Below are 23,976 nucleotides of genomic sequence, written 5' to 3'. Positions count from 1 at the left end.
CTGGGGGCAGAGTCGCTTTCATCAAGCGCGTCGTCGAACCTTCTGATTGGACGCTTCCGCAAGGAGCCCCGGCATCCTCGTGCTATCCCATCAACTGGAGGTTCCATGACTACCTCATACCCGCCCGGATCGAGGGCGTTGCTCTTCGACGCCCTCTCCACCGTCCAGCTGCCGACCATCGACCTGTCCGGCTGGACGGCCTATATGCCGATCGCCCTCGCCGGCGCCGTCGTCTGGGCGCTGTGGCTCTACAGGGTGATCCTCTCGCGGCGCGCCAGGCCGACCGTCAACGACTTCCGGGCGACAACCTCGGTCATCGTCCCCTCGTTCCATGAGGACACGGAGATCCTCATGGCGTGCCTGGAGACCTGGCGGAAACAGGATCCGGACGAGATCATCATCGTGCTGGACCTGGCCGACACCGAGGCCTACGCCCGGCTCGTCGCCCTCGGGGACGAGCGGATCAAACCGGTGCTCTTCCCCCACGCCGGCAAGCGATCGGCGCTCGGTGAGGGCATGCGGCGCGCATCGGGTGAACTGTTCATCCTGACCGACTCCGACACCTTCTGGCAGCCCGGCCTGCTGGCCTCCGTCCAGATGCCGTTCGCCGATCCGTCCGTCGGCGGGGTCAGCACGCAGCAGAACGTCTACCAGCGCACCACGAGCGTCTGGCGGCGCGTCGCCGACTGGCTCGTCAACCTGCGGTACTACGACTACGTCCCGGCGATGGGGCGCGCGGGCGCCGTCGCCTGCATCTCGGGCCGCACCGGCGCCTACCGCCGGTCCGCCGTCCTGCCCGTCCTCGAGAACCTCGAGAACGAGTTCTTCCTGGGGCGGCGCTGCATCTCGGGCGACGACGGCCGCCTGACCTGGCTCGTCCTGGCCTCCGGGTACAAGACCGTCCACCAGTCCACGGCCCGCGCCCTGTCGATGTTCCCCTCGAGCTTCAGTGCCTTCGTCAAGCAGCGCGTGCGGTGGAGCCGCAACTCCTACCGCTGCTACCTCACCGCGGTCTACAAGGGGTGGCTCTGGAGGGTCCCCTTCGTCACGAAGATCACCGTGCTGCAGATCCTGCTCACCCCCGTGACCATGGGGGTGACGATGGGCTACCTCGTCTTCAGCCGGCTGGAACTGACGCCGGTCGCTGCAGCCCTCGCGCTGGGCTGGATCCTGCTGGGACGGGGCGTGCGAGGGTTCTCCCACCTGCGCCGCCACCCGCAGGAGATCCTCCTGCTCCCCCTCGTCACCGTGGTGGTGATCTTCATCGCGTTGCCGATCAAGGTCTACGCCTTCTTCACCATGAACAAGCAGGGCTGGCTCACGCGCCACGCCGACTCGACGGGTGGGGACGGCCAGACGTCGTCCTCCCTCTCGCAGTCACCCTCGTTCCCCCGGACGCAGGCGTCGCCGGCCCCCCGACTCCCCGAGCCCGTGCCGAGCCCCGGCACGACGGCCGCCCAGCAGACCCCGGTAGGTGCCCGATGAACCGCCGTCCCTCCTCCCTGCGCAGGCACCGCCTGCCCTGTGCCCTCCTGGCGCTCGGCGTCGCCCTGCCGGCGCTCGCAGCTCCTGCCCATGCCCTCGACGAGACCGGCGCAGCCGGGCAACCGGACCCGCGACCGTCGGCGGAGGCGAGCATCGGGGACCTCGGGACGACGGAGGTCATGGACGGCACGGACTATCCGGGGAACCCCGAGCTGGAGGCCGCCCTGGTCGCCGATGAGGACAGGCGCCTGACCGAGGTCAGGACCGTGGCATCCATGGTCCGGTGGCGCAACCTCGACGTGAAGACGGCGTACCGCCTGGCGGCGGGCTCCGCCTACTCCCTCGTGCTGACGTCCCGCGACGAGGCCTACACGGTGGAGAGCCTGCTCGAACTCGCGCCGCAGACCTTCGTCCGGCAGCCCGACGGCTCCTTTCTGCTCTCCGAGCACCTGGTCATCCAGAACGGTGCGACCCTGGACCTCTCCGAGCCGGGAGGCCTGGAACTGAGGATGGCGAGCGACGCGCAGGGCTTCGTCTCGATCGTCAACTACGGCGGGACCCTCAAGCTCAGCGGCTCCGAGGGCAACCCCGTCAGAATCCGCAGCTGGGACCGTGACAAGGGCACCGACGACACCCTGACCGACGACGGCCGCGCCTACATCCGGTCGATCGGCGGTCAGGTGGCGCTCAACTACGTGGAGCTGCACAACATGGGCTTCTGGAGCGGCCGTACGGGCGGCCTGTCCCTGACCGGGACGGACCGTCCCAGCACCGGGACGCTCGCGACCTTCGGCAGGGACGTGAAGGCCGGGGTCGAGGCACTGAAGGACGCCCCGGGCACCGAGTCCCCCCAGCAGCCGGTGGACGGCGTCCTCCCCGCCGGCGAGCTCCCCCTCCCCGACGTCGACCTCACCGACCCGACCTACAGCTACGTCTCCGCCTCCATCACGGACACCACGATCGACGGGAACGCCTTCGGCCTGTTCATCGCCAATGCCAACGGCGTGGACATCAAGGACACGACGGTCCGCAACAGCCTGGCGGACGGAGTGGTCATGCACCGCTACGTCACGAACGCCGCGGTCGGCAAGACCGAGGCGAGCGACAACGCCGGCGACGGCTTCGTCCTCTCGCGGGCCACGACGGGCATCGTGCTCAGCGAGGTGACGGCCCGGGACAATCGGAGGAACGGCATCTCCATCGAGGGCCAGCCCCTCGCCAACGGTCCCAGCGCCACCGGGATCGCGCTGGGCCGGTACGGCAACAACTCCGTCGCGAACAGCACGGCGGAGGGCAACGGGCGCTACGGGATCGAGGTCGTCGGAGGGGACAATGTGGGCGTCCACGCCAACAACATCAGCGGCAACACGATGGGCATCGTCGTCCGCGACGGCGCCCGCAACGTCAGCGTCGTCGGCAACCAGCTGCGCGACCAGGTGAGCCAGGGCATCGCGGTGCGTGACACGGTCTCGGACGCGACGGTCTCGGGGAACATCGTCGACGGCGGCGAGATCGGCATCTACGTGCGCGATTCCATCGCCGAGGTGGGGCGCAACACCCTCACGGGCCTGACGAACCACGGCATCACCATCGTCGGGGCCACGCAGGGGACGGCGATCGCGCAGAACACCATCGCAGGCCAGGGACCGAGTGCGGTGGATTCACGCCGGGCCGCGGAGGTCACCATCGAGGGGAACACCACCTCCGCCTGGAACGACACCACCCCCTGGTACATCATGCTGCGGAACTTCTTCCAGCCGCTGACCGTCCTCTGGCTCCTGCTCGCGCTGATCGTCGTCGTCACGGCGGTGAAGGGGGCGGGACGCAGCCGGGACCGGCAGCACCCCTACGCGGACAAGATACCCCTCACCGCCATCACCGGCAGCGCGACCAGCGGTCGCAGGACGGCAGGACCAGCCCTGTGAAACGCACCGTCACCTCGCTCATCGTCGCCGCCGTCGCAGGACTCCTCGCCGGCGTGCTGCTGACACTCGTGATCGTCGTCCCGCTGATCGAGCCGCCCGCCGGCCCCGACACGGACGAGGCGGCCCAGGCAGCCCCGATCACCCCACCGCCCACCGTGGGCACTTCGCCCGCACCCCTGCCCACCCTGACCCAGGACTCCGGGACGAAGGAGGACGAGACCGAGGAATCCGAGGAACCCCAGGAGACCGAGGAACCGGAGGAGGACCGCGGGAAGGACGACGAGCCCATCACCACACCGGGCATCGAGGCCCAGGCCCAGCCGGGGCAGGCCGACCTCCCCGACTACGAGAGACTCGACTGTCCTGCCGCGACCACGCAGGTGGCCACCAGCGAGGAACTCCAGCAGGCGTTGGACACGGCCGCGCCGGGCGACGTCATCGAGCTCGGGGACGGCGTCTACGGCGGCTCGTTCGTCGCACGCTCATCCGGCACCCCCCAGGACCGCATCTTCCTCTGCGGCGGGCGGGGCGCCGTGCTGGACGGCGGCAGCATCAAGGGCGGCTACGTCTTCCACCTCGACCAGGCCGAGCACTGGGCGCTCATCGGATTCACCGTCCGCAACGGCCAGAAGGGGGTCATGGCCGACTCCACCACGGGAACGGTCATTCAGGAGCTGACCGTCACCGGCATCGGCGACGAGGCGATCCACCTCCGGAAGAACAGCACGGCGAACGTCGTCCTGGGCAACACCATCAGCAACACCGGCCTGCGCAAGCCGAAGTTCGGTGAAGGCGTCTACATCGGATCCGCCGAGAGCAACTGGTGCACCGTGACCGACTGCCTCCCCGACCGCAGCGACCGCAACGTCATCGCCGGCAACACGATCACGGGGACCACCTCGGAGAGCATCGACGTCAAGGAAGGGACGGTGCACGGCCTCATCATCGACAACACGTTCGACGGGTCGGCCCTGAGCGGCGCCGACTCCTGGGTCGACGTCAAGGGGACGGCCTGGACCATCACCGGCAACCGGGGGGAAGACACCCCGCTCGACGGGTTCCAGACGCACGAGATCGTCGACGGCTGGGGCACCCGCAACCTGTTCGTCGACAACACCGCCATCGTGAACGGTGCGGGCCATGCGATAGCCACCCGCCCCGAACGCGCGAACATCGTCGACTGCGCCAACCTCGTCGAGAACGCCGAGCAGGGCCTGACCAACGCGGACTGCCGCTAGACCACCGGCCCACCCGCACCACCCGGAAGTACCTTCCGCGCTACACCCAGCCCGAAAACAGGCCGGTCGACCACCCGATCGGTTCCATCAATCGAACAGTTCACCACATCAGGAGCATGTCATGACCATCATCGAAAACTCCGCAGCATTCACGGCCGCCGTCGGTTCTCCCGTGATCGAGCAGCCCCGCATGTCCGTCATCGGTACCGGCTATCTCGGAGCGACCCACGCCATCTGCATGGCGACCCTGGGCTACGAGGTCGTCGGCGTCGACGTCGACGAGACCAAGATCGCGGCCCTCCAGTCCGGGCAGGTACCCTTCTTCGAACCAGGGCTCCCCGAGCTCCTGCGGACCGCCCTCGATTCGGGGAAGCTGCGCTTCACCACGGACTTCGCCGATGCTGCTGCGTCCGCGGACGTCCACTTCATCTGCGTGGGGACGCCCCAGGCGAAGGACTCGGCGGCCGCTGACATGCAGTACGTCGATGCCGCCGTCACCCGGCTGGCAGGACACCTGACGGGGCCCGCCCTGATCGTCGGCAAGTCCACCGTGCCCATCGGCACGGCCCAGCGGCTCACCACCCTGGTGCACGACGTCGCGCCGGCCGGCGAGGCCGTGCAGCTCGCGTGGAACCCCGAGTTCCTCCGCGAGGGCTACGCCGTCCAGGACACCCTCCAGCCGGACCGTCTCGTCTTCGGCGTCGGCTCGGACTGGGCGCAGGAGCAGCTCCGCCGCTGCTACACCGCGCTGCTCGCCGCCGAGGTCCCCCTGGTGGTCACCGACCTGGCGACCGCGGAACTAGTGAAGGTGGCGGCGAACTCCTTCCTGGCCACGAAGATCTCCTACATCAACGCCATGGCCGAGGTGTGCGAGGCCACCGGCGCGGATGTCAGCCTGCTCGCCAAGGCCCTGTCCTACGACAGCAGGATCGGCGGCCGCTTCCTCAAGCCCGGTCTCGGTTTCGGCGGCGGATGCCTGCCCAAGGACATCCGCGCCTTCGCCTACCGGGCCGAGGAGCTCGGCGTCGGGCAGGCCGTCGCCTTCCTCCGGGAGGTGGACGGCATCAACCTCCGACGCCGGCACCGCACCGTCGACATCGTGCGCGGGCTGGTCGAGGGAGACCTCGCCGGCACGAGGATCGCGTGCCTCGGTGCCGCGTTCAAGCCCAACTCGGACGACATCCGCGACGCGCCGGCACTGGATGTCGCCCGCATGCTGCAGGAGGAGGGTGCCCAGGTCACGGTGTTCGACCCCGAGGCGATGGCGAACGCCCGCCGGGCCTACCCGCAGCTGCACTACGCGGATTCCCTCACCGAGGCCGTCCTCGACGCCGACGTCGTGGTCCTGCTGACCGAGTGGGACGAGTTCAGGAAGGCCCACCCGGAGGTCCTGGGGCGCCTCGTGTCCTCGCGGCGGATCGTCGACGGACGCCACGCCCTCGACTCCGACGCGTACCGGTCCGCCGGTTGGGAGTACCGCGCACTGGGACGGCCCGAGCAGCCGGTCAACGCGGGCTTCCTCGCGGACGAGTTGATGACGGTGGGTCAGGGCGTCTGACCGCCCTCCCACCAGCTGCAGCACGAATGCGCTGGTGCGCTCCGGGTGTCATGGCCCGGAGCGCACCGGCGCATTCGTGTGTCCGGGCCCGGCAGCGGGTACGCGCGATCCGCGGTCCGGCGGGACGGCGTCGGGTGGCGCGGGCCGGCTCCCGGCAGCGGATACGCGCGATCCGCGGTCCGGAACGGAACGGCGGCGGGTGGCGCAGGCCGGCTCCCGGCAGCGGGTACCCGCCCTCCGCGGTCCGGGACGGCGTCAGCTGGGGTAACCGGCCCGACGGGTGATGGACGACAGGGCAGGGCCGGGCCCGATCGGCCCGGCCCTGCCCTGGGGGACTGCAGCGGACGGCGCCTCAGGCGCCCACCAGCGGCTCCCCGCCCTGATCGTGGAACTCACGCGCCAGGTCGGCACGCCCGGTGATGCCGAGCTTCACGTAGGTCCGGTGCAGGTGGCCCTCCACCGTGCGGATCGAGAGGGAGAGTGCCTCGGCGATGCCCCTGTTGCTGTGGCCGGTTGCGGCGAGATGCGCGACCACCTGTTCGCTCTTCGCGAGGTCGGAGAGTCTCCGCGCGCCGGCCGGGACCTCGAAATGTGTGCCGACGAAGGGCGCGCCGTACCTGCCGAGGCGGCGGGACGCTGCCCGCGCCTCGGTGAAGGCGGCGGATTCCCCCTGCAGCGCCCGTGCCCGCGCGGCCGCGCTGACCGCGAGGAGCGGGAAACCGGACGCTGCCGCATGGTCCGCCACCCCGATCAGCTCCGCGGCATCGCGTGAGCTCACGGCTCCGGCGAACCGGCCGAGGACGAGGGCCTCCTCGCCCTCCATCTCCGTGGCGAGACGGGCCAGGCGGTCGACGCCCTCGTGCACGCCGAGCAGCAGCCCCAGCACCAGGATGTCCTTCTCGCACGCGCGGAGCCCGAGAGGGCTGACGTCGTCGAGGCACCCGGTCACGGACACGGAGGGCCGTGCGGAGTGGGGCAGGAGGGATGCGGCCGCCGCGGCGAAGGCACGGCCCAGCAGCTCCAGGTCCAGGCGCCCCCGGCGCGGCAGCATGCGGCCTTCGTGGACCAGGGCCCGGGCCTGGTCCACCTCCCCCAGGACCGCCGCTCCCCAGGCCGCGATCCCCAGGGCGTACGGCAGCAGGAGCTGCCGGTCCGCGCGGCGCAGCCCCGGCAGGGCCGCCATCAGCGTCCGGAGGCCGCTCCGGAACTCGCCCTGCCGGGTGAGGACGATGCCGCGCAGGGCGGATGCGACTCCCGGAGGGATCGTGGCGCCGGCCTGCTCGATCCCGCGCAACGCGTCGGCGGCCCTGCCGGCGTGCGCGAGGACCAGGATGTGGTGGGTCACGACATCCTCGACGACGTCGACCAGCGCGTACGGGTCCGCCGTCACAGCCTCGACCGCGGCCCGCGTGCACTCCTCGGCCTCGACCGCGTGGCCCCGCATTCCCAGCGCAGCGCCACGCAGTGCCAGCCCGAGGACGTCCTCCGGACCGGCGACGGGGGCCCTCGTCAGGGCGGCGACGGCGGTGACCTCGCCCTCATCGAGGTGGGTCCGTGCTCTCAGGAGCCGCAGGCGCCCGGCGGCCTCGCCGTCGTCGACCGCGGCACCGGTTCCGTCCGAGCCGTCGGGGGCGGTGCAGGAGTCGAGCAGCGCGTGGAGTTCGGCCGGCGCGGCGCCGCCCTGGCGCATCGCCGTCCAGCGGAGGACGACGGCCTGCGACCGGGCGTCGTCGCCGGCGGTGACATCGGCGAGGAGCTGCACCGCTTCGGCGGCCCTGCCGCCCGCCGCCAGCAGGCGTGCCCGTTCGAGTGCGGCATGCGCCGGTTCGCGGGCGGAGGCGGTGTGGATGAACCGGTCCGCCACCTCGAAGCGGCCGACATGCGTGGCGACCCGGGCGGCGTCGAGCAGCACTCCCGGGGCCACGGGCGATCCGGTGTCGACGGCCCATTCCAGGTGGCGGATGCGGTGGAGGTCGTACGGCGGCAGGACCGGTGCCACATCCTGGAGCTGGTCCCACAGCAGGGCCTTCCGGCCGAGGGGCAGGCTTGCGCGGATCACGTCCGCGACCAGTCCGTGTCGGAGCATCAGGGAGCCGGAGGCGACCGGGTGGACGACCGCGAGACGCCGCGCCACGAGAGAGCGCACGGCGTCGCCTCCCGCGAGTCGCTCCACGTGGGTGATCGCCACCGAACCGCCGAGGGCGAGGAGATCGAGGGCTTTCCGCTGCGGCGCGGGCACGGGCACGGGGGTGACGATCGATGCGACGACGTCCATCAGGGCATCGGTGGGCGGCCCCGTGAGGATCGTGTCCCAGTCCGGCCCGTCCGCGGCGAGCCGGATGCCGGCATGCCCGAGGAGCGCCTTCAGCAGCATCGGGTTGCCGCCGGTGGCCCGCTCGAGGTGGAGGATCGACTGCTGTCCCAGGGACCCCATCCCCAGGGCGGACTCCGCCTCCGTGCGGAGGTCGGCCCCCGCCAGCGGTTCGAGGTGCACCCGGTCCAGGTATCCCTCGTTCGCGAACGCGGAGAGCCCGCTCGAATCCGCCACCGAGTAGTCGGCGAAGGCGACCATCCGGATGGCGCCCATGACCGCGAGCTGGGTCAGCAGGTGTGTGCTCTCGTCGTCGAGGAACTGTGCGTCGTCCACCAGGATCTGGGGGACACCACGGCCCTCGGGCCGGCTCAGGCGCTGCCGCGCGATGCGCAGCATGGAGACGGGACTACCGAGGTCACGGGTGGAGACCCCCGCGAGGACCTCGCTGAGGGCCCCGTAGGGCACGGTGCGCAGTGCACGGCTCGCCCGGACCACGCGCCGTGGGCCGCCGTCCCGGGCGGACTGCTGCAGGGCGCGCACGATCATCGACTTGCCCATCCCCGTCTCCCCGAGGACCAGGGCTCCCTGTCGGTCGTCCCGACGGAGGGCGCGCTGAAGGGTCTCGACGACGGGTTGCCGACACGGCAGCAGGTCGCCGGTACGCGGGAAGTTCATCGCTCTCCGGTCAGCACGAGGTCGGCAAGTTCGCTGCGGGCCCGGAGATGGAGCTTGGAATAGATCTGGTACAGATGCCCCTCCACGGTCCTGATCGTGACTTCCATCCGCGCAGCGATGTCCCTGTTGCTCGCCCCCCGGGCGGCAAGCTGGGCCACCTCCCGCTCACGCTTGGTCAGGCGCTCGAGGGCGGAGCTCAGTTCCATCTCGGTGATGTCGCCGAAGAGGTGGCGGGCCCGCCGCTGGATGTCCCTCAGGACACTGCGCGCGCCGAGGAGTTGCGCCGTCTGGATGGCCTGGGTGGCACAGTCCCGCGCGAGGCCGCTGTCCTCGACGGAATGGGCGTGCTCCATGGCCTGGGCGAAGAGCTCGGCATCGCCGGATGCGACGGCCTGCGCGTACAGGGCGCAGGCTGCGGCATAGGCACCCTCGACCCGTGCGGCCGCTCCGGCCAGCGCCTCGGCGGCACGTGTATCACCCGCCCGCACCTGAGCGAGCCGATGCGTCAGCTCGAGCATCGGCGCGCCTCCCCTGCAGGCAGCGTCCGCGAGGTCACCGAGCTTCGTGGCGGTCTGCATCCGTGGTTCGCGCAGACCGGACGATCCCAACTGGATCTGGGTGAGCAGGGCGCGGACCGCCCACGGCATCGAGTGCCCCGCCTGGGCGAGGGGGAGGTATCCGATCGCGGGGGCCACCGCGCCGGTCTCGGCGTGACTGTGCGCGAGGCCTGCCGCCACCAGGGGCAGGAGACCGTGCGGGTCCTGCCGTTCGAGCTGCCGTGCGACGGGAAACAGCAGCTCCAGCGCCTCCTCCGGCCTGCCCTGGAGCACCGCGACGACTCCCCTGACGGTCTCGGCGGCGCCACTGCGGGCCACGGAGGAACTCCACGGCAGGGACTCCGCGTCGGCAGCCCGCGCCAGCTCTCCGATGCTCCCGGCGGCATAGTGCGCGACCGCGAGGCGCAGCCACGCGGCGACAACCACCCGGTGGCCCAGGCCGCGCTGGTCCCCCAGCCTCGCCTCGAGCGAGCGGGCGAGCCCGACGGCGGCGTGCTGCTGGTCGGTCAGGGCGAGGGCTTCGCACAGGAGGGCGTCCGCGGACACCCCCTGCTCCGGAGTCCACCCGGTCCGGCCACCGTCCTGGAGGATCCGCAGGACCGCCCGGTAGTCCCCGCCGAACGACGCCGCCTCGGCGCGCGCGACCGCAAGCTCGCCGCGCTGCTCGAGGACGTGCCGGCTGCTCCACGGGGTTCCGGGGTCCCGCTCGGTCGAGTCGATGGAGGCCTCGGCCTCGTCGAGCAGCGCGGTCCATTCAGCCGGACTACCGCCGGAGAGTCGAGCGGCGCGGCTCCGCAGGATGAGGAGGGTGGTCGCCGCCGCACCGGGGGCCTCCTCGGACCCTGCCAGGAGGTGTCCCGCGGCCATCAGCGCCCGGGCCTCCTCGGGGTGCCCGTCGGCGAATGCGCCGCGAGCAGCCTCGACGAGGCCTTGGAGATCCTGGTCAGCGGGGCGGCGGGTGATCCAGAAGCGTGCGCGGACCGCCTGCCCCAGGGCGGTGCAGCGTCGCGCCGCTGCCAGGCACAGGCCCCGCGGGACAGGCAGTCCGGCGAGGAGGAGCCATTCGGCGTGCATCGCCGGATCCAGGTCCGCGGGGTCGAAGGCCTCGGTCGGCAGGTCGGTCAGCAGGGCATGGAGCACCGCCGCTGTCGTGGCCGTCGTCTGTCCGCGCACGGCGGCCGCCACCAGCGGTGACCGCAGGGACAGGATCGCCGTTCCTCCACCGGTCTCGAGCGCCGTCAGGGACTGCAGGGCGTCGAGGTGCCCTGCAGCGGCCCCCGGCGCGTCCGAGGGGCTGTCGAGCCGGCCCGCGAGCCGCCGGACGGCTGCGGCGGGAAGGGATCCGGCGAGGGCGAGAACACGCACGATCTCCAGTTCCCGCGGGTGGAGGTCGTCGAGGACGGCGTGGGTCCTCTCGCGCACCAGGGAGGGGACCACGGTGGAATCGCCGGTGGAGACCCAGACGCCCCCGTGGAGGCTGACGTCCGACGACGGCAGCTCCTCGAGTGCGCAGCGCAGGAAGCGGGCGTTGCCCTCGCTCGAGCGCCACAGGGCCTCGAGCGCATCCGGTGAGAGGGGGGCCCCGAGCACTGCCTCCGCGACGGAACGTATCTCCCTCCGGGTCAGGGGCTGGAGATCGAAGCGCTCCAGGTCGCCTTCACGCCACAGCCGGGCGAACGAGTCGTCCATGGCACCGAGGGATTCGGCGGCGATCAGGACGGACGCCCGTCCGGCGATCACGAGCCGCGAGATGATCGTGGCCGACTCCGGATCCAGGTGCTCCGCGTTGTCGATGGCGAGCACCACGGGTCGCCCGTTCGCCTGCTCCTCGAGCAGGGCGCAGATTCCCTGGAACATGGTCAGCGGGTGCTCCGCCTGCTCCGCCTCCAGTTCCGCCAGCAGGAAGGCGATGGCCCGGTAGGGCTCGGAGGCGGAGGTCCGCGAGGCCCACATCCGGATGACGTGGTGGGTCCGGGAAGCACGGTGTGCGACGACGCGCAGGACGACCGTCTTGCCGCTGCCTTCCTCGCCCAGCAGTGCGGCTCCGACGCCGTCCCCCGAGACGACGCGCCGCAGGACGTCCTCGACGAGCTGTGTCCGCACCTGGAAGAAGGCCCGCTCCCCGTCCGAGGTGACCGACGGGCCGACCGCCGGCGAGCTGTTCGTACTCATGGAACCGCGTGTTTGAGACTGCACGACGTCGTCGCCCTCTTCCCCCAGATAACCACCAAAGACCTGTGATCACAGTAGGAAGGTAGTTGCCCGGTAACACGAGTGGGACCTACGGGCCGTAAGAAGAGTGCTACTTGTTCGGCCGGTTTCCGACTACGGCCACCCACTCGCAAAGATGGGGATTCACTACGCGGGTGCGAGTCCTCACCTGCGTCGGAGAGGGAAACCAGCCGACCAGGGGTGGAGATCCGCCACTTCCGCCCCTTCTTCGCGTAGGTAGTCCTATGCGCCCCTCACCGGGGCCTAGGCCGGGGCGTGGAACTTCTGCTGGGCTTCCAGCAGGCCGTCGCGGATGAGGAGTTCGACGGCGTCCGCTGCATCGTCGAGCAGGAAGGGCAGTTCCTTCTTCTCCACCGTGCCGAAGTCCTTGAGCACGAAGTCCGCGGCATCCTGGCGTCCAGGGGGACGACCCACGCCCACACGCACCCGGTGGTAGTCCTTGGTGCCGAGGGCCTTGCTGATGTCGCGCAGGCCGTTGTGCCCGCCCTCCCCGCCGCCGAGCTTGAGCTTCAGCGTGTTGAAGGGGATGTCGATCTCGTCGTGCACGGCGATCACGTGATCGGGCGCGACGTCGTGGAAGCGGGCCAGCGTGGAGACCGGGCCGCCCGTGATGTTCATGTAGGTGAGCGGCTTCGCCAGGACCAGGCGCGGACCGCCGATCCCCAGGCGCCCCTCGAGGGTGACCGCCTGCGCCTTCGAGGACGTGAAGCGTCCGCTCATCCGGGAGGCGAGCAGGTCGAGGACCATCTGGCCCACGTTGTGGCGGTTGCCCGCGTAGCCGGGCCCGGGATTCCCGAGCCCGACTACGAGCCAGGTGTCAGAGGACACCGATCGTTACCTACTTCTCGTCGGCGTCGGTGACGACGGCGTCAGCGTCGGCACTGCCGGCGGTCGCGCCTTCGGCGGTGGCCTCGGTGTCGACGTCGGTCTCCTCGGTCTCGCCCAGGTCCTGGACCGTGGGCGCCATGAGGTTGACCACCAGGGTCTCGGGGTCCGTGAGGAGGGTGACGCCCTGGGGCAGCACGATGTCCGAGGCGTGGACGTGCTCACCGATCTGGTGGCCTTCGACGCTGACGGTGAGGGTCTCGGGCAGGTGGGTGGCCTCTGCCTCGACGAGGACCGTGGTGGTCTCGAGGTTGAAGACGACCTCGGGTGCGGGCTCGCCTTCGACGTGGATGGCGACATCCACCTGGACCTTCTCGCCGCGGCGGACGGTCAGGAGGTCGAGGTGCTCGACGATGCGCTTGAGCTGGTTGCGCTGGATGTCCTTGACGAGGGCCAGGTGGTCCTCGCCCGCGATGTCCAGCGTGAGCAGGGCGTTGGGCGTGCGGACGGCCAGGGTGGTGGCCTTGGCGGGCAGCAGGACGTGGATGGGATCGGCGCCGTGGCCGTAGATGACCGCGGGGATCATGTTGGCGCGGCGGGCCTGGCGGGCCGAGCCCTTGCCGAATTCGGTGCGGACGTGTGCGGCGAGCTTCTGCTCGGACATGGCTTCTCCTGAAACGATTGTGGCTCACCACGCGGTTGCGGGAGCACTGGGACAAAAGCCGGGGCGGAAGGAACACGCGAGTGGGGCAGTTGTCTAGAAACCAGTCAAGGTGCTAGCCACCGTCGATCACGGAGTACGGCCGGAGATCCTGCAATCCGGCCCGCTCCCTCGCCTAGGCATCGCCTGCCATCCTACAGGACCGGGCACTGCGATCCGTCCCCCGGCTCCCCGCCCCCTGGGACCCGGGGCCTGCTCGAAGGCGCGCGGCACCGCTTCCCTGAGCTGGGCGGCGAACCGCGGGTAGGCTCATTGCGCACCCAACACACGTCCCTCCCGGCAAGACCAACGAGGACCTTCAGTCATGACAACGGACACTCCGTTCCGCATCCTTGCGGTCTGCACCGGCAACATCTGCCGGTCCCCCATGACGGAGCGGCTGCTGCAGGCAGGGCTGGACGAACGCTACCCCGGGCAGTTCGTGGTGGAGAGCGCCGGCACCGGCGCCCTGGCAGGGAATCCGATCGATCCGCAGATCGCCGGGCTTGTTCGCAGGTTCGGCGGCACGGCGGACAACTTCTCAGCCCGCCAGCTCACCCCGGAGATCCTTCGCGAGGTGGACCTCGTACTCGCCCTCACGAGGGCTCACCGCAGCCGTGTCGTCGAAACGGTGCCGGCCATGCTGAGGAAGACCTTCACCCTGCGCGAGTTCGCGAGAATTCTCCCGCACCTCACGCTCGACGAGGCACTGCCGCCGGCTGACCGCTGGCGGGCAGCCCTCCCCCGGGCACTTCGCGCGCGGGCGTCCCACACCGCACCCGAACTGGATGACGTCGTGGATCCCTACCGACGCAGCGACGAGGTGTACCGACAGATGGTTGCTCAGATCATCCCGCCCCTCCGAACGCTTGCCCTCCCGTCTGCCGGGCAACCAGGGCCACAGGCGGATGTGATACCTACGCTCGCAGCAGGCGGGACGCATCAGAAGGCACCATGACGGCCGACCACGGCCTTGAACGTGCGCAGCAGGATGGTCAGGTCGCCGAGAAAGGACCAGTTCTCCACGTAGTACAGGTCGAGTCGCACGGTCTCGTCCCAGGAGAGCAACGACCGGCCGCTGATCTGCCAGAGGCCCGTCATTCCCGGACGGACAAGCAGCCGACGGTGAGCACGGATGTCGTAGCGCTCCACCTCGGCGGCCAGTGGCGGGCGAGGACCCACCAGGGACATGGAACCACCGAGCACATTGAACAACTGGGGCAACTCATCGAGGCTGAACTTGCGGAGGAATCGGCCGACCTTCGTGATCCGGGGGTCGTTCTTCAGTTTGAACAGGACTTCGTTGCCTTCGTGGTTGTCAAGAAGCTGCTCCAGCCTGGCTTCGGCGTCCACCACCATGGACCGGAACTTGTACATCTCGAAGCATTCCCCGGCAGTACCCACCCGTTCCTGACGGAACAGGACGGGGCCGGGCGAGTCGAACCGCACGAGCAGGGCGATTGCAGCAAGAAGTGGGGATGCGGCGATGATCAGCACGGTGGCGCCGATGATGTCAGTGGTGCGCTTGAAGAAGCGCTGGCCCTTCTCGAGGTTCGGTGTCGAGACGTGGATCAATGGAAGGCCCGCTACCGGGCGGGTATGGATGCGGGGTCCGGCAACATCCGTGAGGGCGGGCGCCATGATGAGACGGATATTCAGGTCAGCAAGCGCCCAGCCGAGGGCCCTGATGGTCTCCGGGGCGAGCTGCATGCTGCTCGAGAGGGCTACCGCATCAGGGCTGAACCCCTTGATGTCGGAGATGATGTCGTCGGCCTCCACCGCCCTTCCCACCACCTGCAGATCCAGATTGCCCGCAGTGCTCGCATCAGGTTCAACCCCGGGAAGGTAGGCCCCGATCGGGATATAGCCGGCCATGGGCTGCGCTCGAAGGGAGTCGGCCAGATGCTGGACGCCGCTGGAACTGCCGACCACCAGTACACGAAGGCAGCTCCTGCCGTGTTCCCGTTCGATGTGAAGGAGGCGACGAACGATCACGCGGGACAGCAGGAGCATGATGAGTCCAGCCGGTAGGGCAACGCCTACATATCCGCGGGCCGTGTCGAACTGCAGCGCGTAACTGACGATCGCCACGAGGCCGAAGAGGATGAGAGAGGCACTGACAACCCGCTTGTACTCTTCAGTGCCGTGTCCCAGCACGGTTGCTTCGCGGCTGCCCCGCAGCGATAGCGTCACCCACCAGCCCGCTGCGAGCACGAGAGACAGAACGATGTAGGGCTGATCACGCGCGTTCAGTTGCTCCGTCTCGGGAACACCGAACCGGATGATCAGCGCTCCGACGGTGGCCCATAGAACGACAGCCGCATCGACGACAGCCAGCCGTCGCCCGTATCGCTGGGCCCACCCATCATTCTTCCTCGTTCTCGACACCCGTTCCCCATCCCCGGAGCACACTGCGCGACAGCGCCGTGCGGATTACGCGCTTTGAGACGAAACCCCGATGACTCGCCCATCGATGTCGGAGGAGGAGTTTCCGGTGGAGCGCCGGGTGATCTGGTGGGTGTCCTCCATGGCGGACGGGGCTTCCGAATCATACGAATAGTAGCCGTAGGCGTAGGCATAGGCGTCGGGACCCTTGCTGGGAAGCAGGTTGATGACGACGCCGAGCAGATCCGCGTTGACCATCTCAAGGCTCCCGAGCGACTTCTGGAGATCGGGCAGCTTCACCTTCGAGGAGCCGATGACCAGCACCACGCCACCGACCTGCTGCGCGAGCACTGCAGCATCCGTCACCGGAAGGAGAGGAGGGGCATCGATGATGACTGCATCGAACTTCTGCTCGAGGCCGGTGATGAGCTGCTTCATGGCGTCTGAGCCCAGCAGTTCACTGGGATTCGGCGGGATCTGGCCGGCCGTCAATACATACAGCTCGTCTGGGCCCCATGGCTGCAGGAGGTCCTCCACTTCTGCCCGGCCGACCAGCGCAGTGGTCAGCCCGGCGTTGCGCTCGAGCCCGAGGTACTCGTCCAAGCGTGGTCTCCGGAGGTCGGCATCCACGAGCACCGCTGACTGGCCGCCTTGGGCGATAGCGATGGCGAGATTCGCGGCGGTGGTGCTCTTTCCCTCCCCGGGAAGCGACGACGTGACGAGGACCGCTTTGGACTCGCGGCCGACGTGTGCGAACTGCAGGTTGGTACGTAGCTGCCGGAACGATTCCGACCGGGGGCTTTGAACGGGCGCCTGCGTCAACAGAGGCTTCGCCTGTGCGTCGGTGTCGAACGAAATTCCACCCAAGAGCGGTGCATCACTGACTCGCCGCAGGTCTGCCTCTCCACGAACTCGGGTGTCGAGTGTTGTGCGGAGCAACGCCGCGCCGAATCCGAGTCCGAGCCCTACCAGAAGTCCGAGCGCGAGGTTGAGCCAGGTGTTCGGAGCGGAGGGCTGCGAGGGTGCAGTTGCCGGAGTGATGACCGTCAGGTTGACCGGCGAAGCACCTCTCTCAGTCGGACTCTCCAGCCCCCCTACCGACTGGACAAGACTCTCCGCCGTCGCTTGTGCAATCGCAGCGGCTTGAGCAGGGGAGGTGTCGTCCACGGCAATAGTGATGATGACAGTATTCGGATCAGCGGTGGCAGTGACCTTTTTCGCCAACTGCGCGGCCGTGACACCGAGGTCGAGGGACTCGACGACAGGCTGCAGCACCAAAGGCTCTGCCACCGTCTCCACGTAGGATTGCACGCGGGCTTGCGTGAACGAATCACCTTGCTGCAGTTCCTGTACGCTGCCGGAGCTCTGGATCGCGACGAAGAGTTTGGTCTGGGCCGTATAGACGGGCCGGACAGCGAAGGACGCAACGGCTCCTACGAGCAGGCCGACGCCGACGCACACGGTGATCAGCAGCCAACTGCGCCGCAGGATCCGAAGGTAATCGTTCAGCTCCAAAGGAGACCTCTCTAGATGCTTGTCGTGCCACGGATGCTTACGGGCAACGGGGCCGAAGGCCCGCGTACGCGAGGTTGATGCCGGGTGTCAGCTGCGTAGCCTGGATCGGTTTGCGCGGTACCAGTCGACGGTAGCCATCACGCCGGCTTCCAGGCCGATCTCTGCGGTCCACCCTGCATCGGTCAACTTCGACACATCGAGCAACTTCTGTGGCGTCCCGTCGGGCTTGGTGGCGTCCCATTCGATGGTGCCCCGGTAGCCGACAGCGGCAGCCACGATCTCAGAGAGGTCCCTGATGGTTACATCGGTACCGGTGCCGACGTTGACCTGCGCAGGCCCGTCGTAATGCTCCAGCAGGTGCAGGCACGCGGATGCCATGTCATCGACGTGGAGGAATTCCCGTCGAGGTGAGCCGGTGCCCCAGTTCGTGACCGTGTCCTCGCCGCGCCGCGCGGCGTCGTCGTATCGGCGGATGAGTGCAGGTAGTACATGGGAGCCCTCCGGAGAGAAGTTATCGCCGGGACCGTACAGGTTCGTGGGCATCGCCGAGATCCAGGGCAAACCGAACTGGCGGCGAACTGCCTGGATGTGCACGATGCCGGCGATTTTGGCAATCGCGTAAGCGTCATTGGTGGGTTCGAGGTACCCGGTGAGCAGGGCGTCCTCACGGATCGGCTGCGGCGCGAACTTGGGGTAGACGCAGGAGGATCCCAGGAAGAGTACTCTCTCGACATTCTGTTCCCGGGCTGCGTCGAGCACGTTCAACTGGATCTGAAGGTTGTCCGTCAGAAAGTCCACCGGGTAGGTGTTGTTGGCGATGATGCCGCCGACCTTGGCGGCGGCCAACACCAGATAGCGTGGCTGCAGGTCCGCCATGTAGCCGAAGACGGCGGAGCGGTCCCTGAGGTCCAGCTCGGACGAGCTTCGTCCGTGGAGGCTGCTGAATCCCTCCGACTCGAGCTTGCGCCAGATCGCGGACCCTACCAGTCCCCCGTGGCCCGCGATGTAGAAGGGAGCGTCTCGTTCGAGACGGCGAGGCTCGAAAGCCGCCATGTCAGCGTCCCCAGCATTCGAGAGCGACCGTGTCGATCCAGTGGCGTCCAGCATGCTTCAGGCTCTCGATGTCTGCATCGACCATAAGGCGAGCGAGATCGGGCGTATGAATGGTGGCCTTCCACCCGAGCTTGTCCTGTGCTTTCGATGCGTCTCCCACCAGAGCGTCGACTTCTGTCGGCCGGAGGTATCGCTCGTCGAACTTGACGTGGTCTTCCCAGTTCAAGCCGGCGTGTTCGAATGCGATCCGCAGGAAGTCCTTCACCGTGTAGCTACCGCCAGTGGCCAGAACGAAGTCGTCCGGTTCGTCGACCTGCAGCATCCGCCACATACCCTCTACGTATTCCGCCGCGTAACCCCAATCCCGTACAGCGTCGAGATTTCCCATGTAGACGTGCTCCTGCTGCCCAGCCTGAATAGCGGCGACGGCGCGCGTGATCTTCCGGGTCACGAACGTCTCGCCGCGGCGGGGGGACTCGTGGTTGAAGAGGATCCCATTCACCGCATACATGCCATGAGCCTCGCGGTAGTTCCTCGTTACCCAGTAGCTGTAGACCTTTGCCGCGCCGTAGGGGGAACGGGGATAGAACTGTGTCTCCTCGTTCTGGGGAGGGGGAGTTGCTCCGAACATCTCCGATGACGACGCCTGATAGAACTTCGTTTCGATACCTGCCAACCGCACGGCTTCGAGGAGCCGAACCGTACCCATGCCGGTGATGTCTCCGGTGTGTTCGGGTTCGTCGAAGCTGACCCGGACGTGCGACTGCGCCGCAAGGTTATAGACCTCGTCGGGACGAATATCCGCGAGAAGGGTCACGAGGCGTGAGCCATCGCCCAGATCACCATAGTGGAGGAACAACTTTGCGCTGGGATCGTGGGGATCGACATAAAGGTGACCGATGCGCGCCGTGTTGAAGGTTGACGCTCGCCGGATCAAACCGTGAACTTCATACCCCTTCCCGAGCAGCAGTTCAGCCAGGTAAGAGCCGTCCTGGCCGGTGATTCCAGTGATGAGAGCACGCTTGGACAACCCGAATCCCCTGTTCTATTTGGCTTCATGCCGTATCGGCTGCTGGAGCGCACTTTCGTTTGTCCGGAGCGCTTGCAACCAGGCGCCGTAGGCCACTATAGCGGCGTCCTCGGACAGAGCACTGATGGCGTAATTCCTGCCCGATTGTCCGAGCGCTTCGGCTAGCGATCCATTCGCACCGAGCAGCTCGGCCGTTTCCAGCAGGGCCGCTGGAGCATCAGGTTCTACACGTATTCCGCCACGGGACCTGGCAATTTCGCCTGCCGTAGTGCTGCCGGGATCTGTTGCTGCAATGACGGGTAACCCGGTCGAGAAGTAGGACGTCAACTTGCTCGGAACTGCAGTCTCCCTGAGGCCGGGCAACTCATTCACCAGGAGGATGTCTGCTGCACCAAGGACGGCTCTGAAATCCTCGTCTGGAAGAGGGTCGATGAACTGGACATGCCCGACCCCCGCGGCCAGCGCCTCCACGCGCTGGCGCTGATTGCCGTCGCCCAGGAGCACGAAACGAACGGGCGAGTCCTGGTGAGCCGCGAGGGCTGCAGCTCGGACAACGTTGTCCAGCCCCTGCTTCGCACCCATGTTTCCAGCATGCAGAACAACGATGTCCTGATCTCGCCACCCCCACCGTGAGCGAGTTGCCGTCCGTTCGTTCGATTCGTGGGGCTCCAGATGAGTCCAATTACGAATGACCGTGACGTGTCGATCAGTCACGCCGAGAGCTGACACGACGTAGTCCTTGAAGCGCTCGTGAATGACGCACACGCCTGTCGCCGAGCGAAAGACGAGCCCCTCCAGATTCCGCATCGCGGACACGAGTGCGGACGGCCCTCTGCTGATCTCTTCCAGACCGCGGCTGTAGATATCCTGGACCCATATGCCCGTCGCCGGCCGACGTAGGCCGAATCGCGTCCGCAAGAGGACGAGCGCAGCCGAAAACAGGGCGGGTGTCACCACCAGGACCACGTCCGGGCTGTTCCATCGCGCGAACAACACTCGCACTCCGAAGCTGAGTTCGAGATGCAGGCGCTTCAGGGCAGTGGGGTTCGCGGGCACGTAGTGGCGAAGGCGCTTCACATGGACGTTCTGAATCTTCTCCATTGATTGCCAGCCGGAGTACCCGGCCCTCAGTCTCCACTCCGGATAGTGCGGGAATCCGACAAGTGCCTGCACGAAGTGACCCTCCGCTGCCAATCGCTCCGCCAGCCGGGTGACGTAGGGAGCGATCCCCGTCGACTCCGGCATGTAGTTGAGGGCGATTATTGAGATACGCAGCTTCCGATCGATCACGCCCCAAGAATAGACACTCAGCGGGGCCTCTCGGTTGATTCCTGCGGCCGAGTCTGGATGAGGCCCCTTCGTGAGCCTCGTCGCAGGCGGACGAGACGTTCACACCTGCTAGGTGGAGTGGCCACCCGCTACTTCCGATCCCGGACCCGGCCGTCATCGAAAAATCCATTCTGCGTTGTTGCGCTTTTCTTCCTCCGAGGGTGAGAATCAGCCGTCCTGTACCGTGACAATGCCTTGTTGAAGCGGCTGACGTGTGCTGCCGCGAAAATTCACTTTGTCCAGTAGCCTTGTCACGACCGCGCGGGTCCGTCGCATTCTCCGCGAGAACTGGCGTGCGGCCGAAGCGTGAAAGGTGAAAGCAGTGACGCATTTCCGCAGACTTGCGGCCTTCACCGGGTCCGGCTACGACAAAGGTCGCGGCAGGATCGTCCAAGCCCTCTGGATTGCGGCCTCATCCCTCGTCGTCGAACGCATCTGGTGTCCGCCGTCGGTCCGCGTCGGAGTCCTGCGCGCATTCGGAGCGGAAATAGGTGAAGGCGTGCTGATTCGGCAGGGGGTGCGCGTCCACTGGCCCTGGAAGCTGACCATCAAGGATGACGTCTGGATCGGAGTGGACGCCTGGCTGCTCAATCTCGAACCCATCACCATCGGGCGCGACGTCTGCATCTCCCAGGGGGCATTCCTGTGTACAGGGAGCCACGACGTCAATTCCCGAACTTTTGAATTCGACAATGCTCCGATCCGCATCGGAGACGGGGCGTGGATAGCCAGTCGGGCGACTGTCCTTCGCGGGGTGACAGTCGGCCGAGACGCCGTGATCGGGGCGACTGCTCTCGTGGTCACCGATGTTCCTGACGGAGCGCGAGTGCTCGCCCCCGTCGCCGGCGTGAGGCCGGGCAGGATCGAATCATGAGAATACTGCAGGTGGTCACGCTCGCCTCGCCTGATGGAGCCTTCGGGGGGCCGCTCCGCGTTGCCATCAACCAATCCCGCGCCCTGACCGACGCAGGGCATGACGTCGAACTCGTGGCAGGAGCCCGGGGCTTCACCGGAGGCAACCCGACACGGTTCATGGGGTTCCCCGTCTCGCTGTTCACGGTCAGAACGGTCATCCCCCGGACCGGATTCGCCGGGCTCACCTCGGTGTCGCTCCTGCGGTGGCTGGCGACGAATGTCCGACGATTCGACGCGGTGCACATCCACCTGGCGCGTGATTTCGTCACGCTGCCGGCGGCGGCCATCGCCCGTGCAGCAGGCGTTCCCTATGTCGTTCAGACCCACGGCATGATCGATGCCTCGAACCACCCCCTCGCCGGCCCTCTCGACCGTGTCCTGACCCGGCCGCTGCTTCGGCGGGCGCAGCGGGTGCTGTACCTCACGGATCGAGAAGCCGACGATCTGACCGAGCTCGCCGCAACGGCACTTCCCCTGCAATACCTTCCCCATGGGGTACCGAGTGCTGACGTATCCACTCGTGGGAGCGGCGGCCCGGAGGTCCTGTTCCTTGCTCGACTTCACCCGCGGAAGCGCCCTCTTCAATTCGTCGAGATGGCGATCGAGTTGCATGGAAGGTTTCCCGACGCTCGGTTCCGATTGGTCGGACCGGACGAAGGGGAAGGTCGTGCGGTGCAACGCGCCATCAGGAACGCGAACCTCGGGGACACCATCCTGTGGGAAGGTGCACTCAGTCCATCGGCGACCCTGACTCGGATGTCGCGATGCGACCTCTATGTGCTTCCATCTGTCGATGAGCCTTTCGGTATGTCGGTCGTGGAGGCGCTGTCCCTGGGACTGCCGGTCGTGGTCGGTGAGTCGTGCGGACTCGCAGAACAGGTCCGCACGAGCGGCGCCGGAACAGTGTTCGATGGAAGCCTGGAGGGGCTCGTCGAGGCCGTCGCGGAATACCTGGTGAATCCCACCAGGTGTGCGAGTTCGGGCGCGCGGGCGCGTGAGCTCGCACACAACAGTTTCGGCATGGACGCCGTAGCCCACGAACTCGGACAGGTCTACGAAGAATCGAGCGGCACTTGTCCCGGCCCGCACCGGAGGAGAGACGGAACTTGATCCGTGATGCAGCGGTTTCGAGCAGGCCTCGCAGGGTTGCGATCGTAGAGCCGAACTCCACGGGGCACCGCCTGTACTACGTTCGGCTGCTCGTCGAGGAAGCGGCGCGGCGGGGGGATGAGGTCTTCGTCCTGCTGGCGGCTGACGCCCCGGCCAGCGACGAGTACGAGCATCATCTCGGCGCGATCGATGGGCCATTCGCTGTGCGGTCGTTGCCCGAAGGCACGACGGCGATGACACTGGGACACCTCCACCACCTCGCCAGGGAGCTTGGTACGGACCTGGTGGTGGTGCCCGACGGGGACCGCGTAGCGCGAGCGATGGCTCTCTCTCCGCAGTGGAGAGGTCCCGGAAGACTGTCCGTCCTTGTGCTCCGTGAGAAGGCACAATCGAACGGTTTCTTCGGCAGGGCGTATCTGGTGAATGTCCTGAAATCGTTGATCCACTGCCGGGCTGATCGTGGACGACATGCCACGGTGGTGCTGCTGAAGACCTCGCTGTGGAACGGCAGGTCCGTGCTGACCACCGCGAACGACCCGGTGACGATGCTCGCGACAAAGAGTTCGATCAGGCGCTTCAAGGAGGAGATGGGGCTCGATGCCGCGAGGCACTGGTTCGCGGTTCTCGGGGTCGTGGACGAGAGGAAGAATCTCCCGTTGGTCGCGCGCAGTCTCGCCGCGCTCGAGGGGCAGCGTATCGGTCTGCTGGTTGCGGGCCGATGCTCAGCAGCTGCGCTCGCCTCGGCGCGGCCCTTCCTCGACTCGCTCCGCTCAGCCGGGGTGAGGGTCGTGGTACTCGACAGGATGCTCAGCGACCTCGATCTCGACTCGGCGGTCGGGGCCGTGGACACAGTCGTGATGGCGCATAGCAACGATGGATCCAGTGGACTGTTCGGGAAGGCCGCAGCAGCAGGCACACGGATCGTCGCAGCCGGGTCCAGGACCCTACGAAAGGACATCGCGGATTTCCCCGAGTTGGGCGAATGGTCGCGTCTTGACGAAGAAGACCTCGGTGCCGCCCTGGCGAGATCGTTGTCGGATGACTCGGTCCGCCGCACGAGGTCGCCAGGAGCAGCATCATTCACGAGTCCGCTGCTGGACGATCAGGAAGGCCGGATTTGAAGCCAGCGC

At 67.7% G+C, this 23,976-nt stretch carries 17 protein-coding genes; 8 read left to right on the top strand and 9 right to left on the bottom strand.

Translation table 11 applies throughout. From position 1 onward, the window contains the following. The first annotated feature begins 105 nt into the window (after nucleotides 1–105). The 4 genes from MWM45_RS05050 (at nucleotide 106) to MWM45_RS05035 (ending at nucleotide 6,206) form a co-directional block, all read left to right on the top strand. Complete coding sequence (locus tag MWM45_RS05050; RefSeq protein WP_247828508.1) at nucleotides 106–1,485, top strand: glycosyltransferase; 1,380 nt, start codon at nucleotides 106–108, stop codon at nucleotides 1,483–1,485. Then, the gene (locus tag MWM45_RS05045) at nucleotides 1,482–3,410 is read left to right on the top strand and encodes a right-handed parallel beta-helix repeat-containing protein (protein WP_247828507.1); all 1,929 of its coding nucleotides are present in this window, start codon (nucleotides 1,482–1,484) and stop codon (nucleotides 3,408–3,410) included. Before MWM45_RS05050 ends, MWM45_RS05045 begins: the two co-directional genes overlap by 4 nt. Further along, nucleotides 3,407–4,648: a right-handed parallel beta-helix repeat-containing protein gene (locus MWM45_RS05040; RefSeq protein WP_247828506.1), complete on the top strand. Its 1,242-nt coding sequence runs from the start codon at nucleotides 3,407–3,409 to the stop codon at nucleotides 4,646–4,648. Before MWM45_RS05045 ends, MWM45_RS05040 begins: the two co-directional genes overlap by 4 nt. Nucleotides 4,649–4,838: 190 nt before the next feature. Next, nucleotides 4,839–6,206: a UDP-glucose dehydrogenase family protein gene (locus tag MWM45_RS05035; RefSeq protein WP_247829140.1), complete on the top strand. Its 1,368-nt coding sequence runs from the start codon at nucleotides 4,839–4,841 to the stop codon at nucleotides 6,204–6,206. 352 nt (nucleotides 6,207–6,558) lie between these two features. Here MWM45_RS05035 and MWM45_RS05030 read toward each other — a convergent pair whose 3' ends face one another. The 4 genes from MWM45_RS05030 to MWM45_RS05010 form a co-directional block, all read right to left on the bottom strand. Continuing rightward, nucleotides 6,559–9,195 (bottom strand): LuxR C-terminal-related transcriptional regulator, encoded by a 2,637-nt coding sequence (locus MWM45_RS05030; RefSeq protein WP_247828505.1) that lies wholly within the window; start codon nucleotides 9,193–9,195, stop codon nucleotides 6,559–6,561. Continuing rightward, the gene (locus MWM45_RS17645) at nucleotides 9,192–11,924 is read right to left on the bottom strand and encodes a LuxR C-terminal-related transcriptional regulator (protein ID WP_269076575.1); all 2,733 of its coding nucleotides are present in this window, start codon (nucleotides 11,922–11,924) and stop codon (nucleotides 9,192–9,194) included. The genes MWM45_RS05030 and MWM45_RS17645 overlap by 4 nt, the downstream gene beginning before the upstream one ends. 303 nt (nucleotides 11,925–12,227) lie before the next feature. Continuing rightward, on the bottom strand, nucleotides 12,228–12,812 hold the full coding sequence (pth, locus tag MWM45_RS05015; protein ID WP_043447192.1) for an aminoacyl-tRNA hydrolase: 585 nt from the start codon (nucleotides 12,810–12,812) through the stop codon (nucleotides 12,228–12,230). 10 nt (nucleotides 12,813–12,822) lie between these two features. Further along, entirely contained in the window at nucleotides 12,823–13,473 is a 651-nt protein-coding gene (locus MWM45_RS05010) for a 50S ribosomal protein L25/general stress protein Ctc (protein ID WP_247828504.1), read from the bottom strand. Nucleotides 13,474–13,834: 361 nt separating this feature from the next. On the opposite strand from MWM45_RS05010, the gene MWM45_RS05005 reads away from it, so the two are divergent. Continuing rightward, nucleotides 13,835–14,467 carry an arsenate reductase/protein-tyrosine-phosphatase family protein gene (locus MWM45_RS05005; protein ID WP_247828503.1) on the top strand — a complete coding sequence of 211 codons (633 nt, stop codon included), beginning with the start codon at nucleotides 13,835–13,837 and terminating at the stop codon, nucleotides 14,465–14,467. Here the strand turns inward: MWM45_RS05005 and MWM45_RS05000 are convergent. From MWM45_RS05000 to MWM45_RS04980, 5 genes are all read right to left on the bottom strand, one after another. Next, nucleotides 14,452–15,897 (bottom strand): sugar transferase, encoded by a 1,446-nt coding sequence (locus MWM45_RS05000; protein WP_247828502.1) that lies wholly within the window; start codon nucleotides 15,895–15,897, stop codon nucleotides 14,452–14,454. The genes MWM45_RS05005 and MWM45_RS05000 overlap by 16 nt on opposite strands. A 45-nt stretch (nucleotides 15,898–15,942) precedes the next feature. Next, the gene (locus MWM45_RS04995; RefSeq protein WP_247828501.1) at nucleotides 15,943–17,409 is read right to left on the bottom strand and encodes a tyrosine-protein kinase domain-containing protein; all 1,467 of its coding nucleotides are present in this window, start codon (nucleotides 17,407–17,409) and stop codon (nucleotides 15,943–15,945) included. 87 nt (nucleotides 17,410–17,496) lie between these two features. Next, complete coding sequence (locus tag MWM45_RS04990) at nucleotides 17,497–18,462, bottom strand: GDP-L-fucose synthase family protein (protein ID WP_247828500.1); 966 nt, start codon at nucleotides 18,460–18,462, stop codon at nucleotides 17,497–17,499. Nucleotide 18,463: 1 nt separating this feature from the next. Next, nucleotides 18,464–19,492, bottom strand: a complete 1,029-nt coding sequence (gene gmd / locus MWM45_RS04985) for a GDP-mannose 4,6-dehydratase (protein WP_247828499.1) — start codon at nucleotides 19,490–19,492, stop codon at nucleotides 18,464–18,466. Between the two features lie 15 nt (nucleotides 19,493–19,507). Next, nucleotides 19,508–20,782 (bottom strand): glycosyltransferase family 4 protein, encoded by a 1,275-nt coding sequence (locus MWM45_RS04980; RefSeq protein WP_247828498.1) that lies wholly within the window; start codon nucleotides 20,780–20,782, stop codon nucleotides 19,508–19,510. A 361-nt stretch (nucleotides 20,783–21,143) separates the two neighbouring features. On the opposite strand from MWM45_RS04980, the gene MWM45_RS04975 reads away from it, so the two are divergent. From MWM45_RS04975 to MWM45_RS04965, 3 genes are read left to right on the top strand one after another with little or no spacing between them, the layout of a single operon-like run. Beyond that, entirely contained in the window at nucleotides 21,144–21,695 is a 552-nt protein-coding gene (locus MWM45_RS04975) for a DapH/DapD/GlmU-related protein (RefSeq protein ID WP_247828497.1), read from the top strand. After that, nucleotides 21,692–22,846, top strand: coding sequence for a glycosyltransferase (locus tag MWM45_RS04970; RefSeq protein ID WP_247828496.1), 1,155 nt, complete (start codon nucleotides 21,692–21,694; stop codon nucleotides 22,844–22,846). The genes MWM45_RS04975 and MWM45_RS04970 overlap by 4 nt, the downstream gene beginning before the upstream one ends. Continuing rightward, nucleotides 22,843–23,967 (top strand): glycosyltransferase family protein, encoded by a 1,125-nt coding sequence (locus MWM45_RS04965; RefSeq protein ID WP_247828495.1) that lies wholly within the window; start codon nucleotides 22,843–22,845, stop codon nucleotides 23,965–23,967. Before MWM45_RS04970 ends, MWM45_RS04965 begins: the two co-directional genes overlap by 4 nt. Nucleotides 23,968–23,976: the final 9 nt, after the last annotated feature.

Origin of the sequence: Arthrobacter antioxidans (assembly GCF_023100725.1) — a bacterium.
GTDB lineage: Bacteria > Actinomycetota > Actinomycetes > Actinomycetales > Micrococcaceae > Arthrobacter_D > Arthrobacter_D antioxidans.
Note: the sequence above shows the minus strand (reverse complement) of the source record. Positions and strands in the feature narration are given on the sequence as shown.

What these genes read in the sequence shown, in the direction of transcription:
- MWM45_RS05045 (WP_247828507.1), top strand. Translation starts at nt 1,482, where the DNA reads ATGAACCGCCGTCCCTCCTCCCTGCGCAGGCACCGCCTGCCCTGTGCC.
- MWM45_RS04990 (WP_247828500.1), bottom strand. Translation starts at nt 18,462, where the DNA reads ATGGCGGCTTTCGAGCCTCGCCGTCTCGAACGAGACGCTCCCTTCTAC.
- MWM45_RS05005 (WP_247828503.1), top strand. Translation starts at nt 13,835, where the DNA reads ATGACAACGGACACTCCGTTCCGCATCCTTGCGGTCTGCACCGGCAAC.
- MWM45_RS05010 (WP_247828504.1), bottom strand. Translation starts at nt 13,473, where the DNA reads ATGTCCGAGCAGAAGCTCGCCGCACACGTCCGCACCGAATTCGGCAAG.
- MWM45_RS05035 (WP_247829140.1), top strand. Translation starts at nt 4,839, where the DNA reads ATGTCCGTCATCGGTACCGGCTATCTCGGAGCGACCCACGCCATCTGC.
- MWM45_RS17645 (WP_269076575.1), bottom strand. Translation starts at nt 11,924, where the DNA reads ATGAGTACGAACAGCTCGCCGGCGGTCGGCCCGTCGGTCACCTCGGAC.
- MWM45_RS04970 (WP_247828496.1), top strand. Translation starts at nt 21,692, where the DNA reads ATGAGAATACTGCAGGTGGTCACGCTCGCCTCGCCTGATGGAGCCTTC.
- MWM45_RS05030 (WP_247828505.1), bottom strand. Translation starts at nt 9,195, where the DNA reads ATGAACTTCCCGCGTACCGGCGACCTGCTGCCGTGTCGGCAACCCGTC.
- MWM45_RS05050 (WP_247828508.1), top strand. Translation starts at nt 106, where the DNA reads ATGACTACCTCATACCCGCCCGGATCGAGGGCGTTGCTCTTCGACGCC.